The following is a 1,784-nucleotide window of genomic DNA, read 5'->3' on the forward strand; positions in this document are numbered from 1 at the left end:
GGGATCGAGATCGTCTTATTGTCTGGCGTTTCGGCAGCCAGCCCCATCATGATCCGCGCGAACACCCCCATGTCACTCCACCGTTTCCAGCGGTTATAAAGTGTCTTGTGCGGACCATATTCCCTGGATGCGTCCCGCCAGCGCAACCCATTGCGATTGATAAAGATAATACCACTCAGCACGCGCCGGTCATCGACGCGTGGCACCCCATGGCTCATCATGCCTCCAAAGTTTGGGAGGCGTGAATCACGCAGCCACAGCCGCTTCAAGCCCGTTAATGGGTCTGGAGCCTAGCCGGCTGGAAATTGCACAGCGGAAATTTGGCGCAACGTTCCGCCGAGCTGCAAGCAATAATCGGCGGGCCCTCGCCTCAAACAACACCGTTTCCAGAAGCCCGTATCGAGGTCATATTTCTCCCGCTAGGAGCCGTGAACCAAAGTTTCAAAGCAGGAGAAGTGAAAATGGCGCAGGCGAGCAGTTTGGAACGACAGATGCTCGAACTCATCAATGATGAGCGGACATCGCGGGGGCTCGACCCAGTTCAACTGGAACTGCGCCTGAATGATTCAGCAGAAACGCATAGCGAGTGGATGTTGGCGGAGGATACTTTTTCCCACACAGGTACCGGCGGATCCAGCGCTAGCGTTCGGATGCAGCAGGCGAACTTCCAATTTTCTGGCAATTGGACCTGGGCAGAAAACATTGCTTGGCAAACTGAACGTGGTGCTCCTGGACTTTCTGATGACGTACAGAACCTTCATGACTCACTTATGAACAGCTCTGGACACAGAGCAAACATCCTTAACCCGAACGTGACAGTTGTCGGTGTCGGCATTGAGCAAGGCGACTTCAATGGTTGGGATGCTGTGATTGTGACCCAGAATTTCGCGGCAACCAGCGCCCCACTGCAATTTGACACCGGTTTGGGGGATCACGGAGGCACGGGAAACAGTACGATCGCGACATCCGGGGCCGACGAACTATCGCTATCCAGCGCGGGAACGTTAAAAGGTCGCGGTGGCCCCGACACGCTGAATGGGTCGTCGGGGAATGACAAATTGCTGGGTGGCGGCGGGAAAGACACCATTTCTGGGGGCGACGGCAACGATACGATCAACGGCTCCAAAGGCGCAGACTATATTTCAGGCGGCCGAGGCAATGACAGAATTATTGGCAATGCAAACAACGATCAATTGATCGGACAGGCCGGCAACGACACCATATCCGGAGGTGACGGTAAGGACACAATTATCGGCGGCGATGGCGACGATTGGATGAAAGGGAATAACGGTTGGGACGTCTTCATCTTCGAAAACGGCTTTGGTAATGACACAATCATCAACTTTCACGCCAATAACAAAGAGAAAATCGATCTGTCCGAAGTCGATTCGATTACCGATTTCGCGGATTTGACAACCAACCATCTCGTGAACGACGGTGGCGAAGCGCGCATCGTTTCCGGTTCTGACAGCATTCTTTTGGTTGGCGTCTCCTTCTCGGATGTCGGCATCGGGCTCGATTACTCAGCAGAAGATTTCATCTTCTGACCTCAGGCCCTTTGTAATGATCTCAATCTGAGCTGCTGACGCCTATCTGTTTTTACTTAAAGATATGGTGAGTTTTTAGGTTTCGCTGCAGGATCTGGTATTGTTGCCTTTGACCTGCCCCCCGGAAGTTCCCTCAGTCTGATGTAGAGTCTGCCCAACCTGAAGGAGCAGACGAGATGAGGAAAAGCCGTTTCACCGAAGCGCAGATTATCGGGATGATCAAAGAGCAGGAGGCTG

General features: G+C 53.3%; 2 protein-coding genes. One reads left to right on the forward strand and one right to left on the reverse strand.

Going from position 1 to position 1,784, the window contains the following annotated elements; genetic code table 11:
• On the reverse strand, nucleotides 1-221 hold a 221-nt coding region (locus FQ320_RS25115), incomplete at its 3' end, for a transposase (protein ID WP_148475985.1).
• 240 nt (nucleotides 222-461) lie between these two features.
• Between FQ320_RS25115 and FQ320_RS25120 the strand changes: the two genes are divergently transcribed.
• Nucleotides 462-1,547 (forward strand): CAP domain-containing protein, encoded by a 1,086-nt coding sequence (locus FQ320_RS25120; protein WP_148475986.1) that lies wholly within the window; start codon nucleotides 462-464, stop codon nucleotides 1,545-1,547.
• Nucleotides 1,548-1,784 lie beyond the last annotated feature (237 nt).

The organism is Oceaniovalibus sp. ACAM 378 (assembly GCF_008085915.1).
Classification (GTDB): domain Bacteria; phylum Pseudomonadota; class Alphaproteobacteria; order Rhodobacterales; family Rhodobacteraceae; genus Oceaniglobus.

Excerpts from the sequence above, each read along its gene's own strand:
- FQ320_RS25120 (WP_148475986.1), top strand. The coding sequence starts at position 462 with ATGGCGCAGGCGAGCAGTTTGGAACGACAGATGCTCGAACTCATCAAT.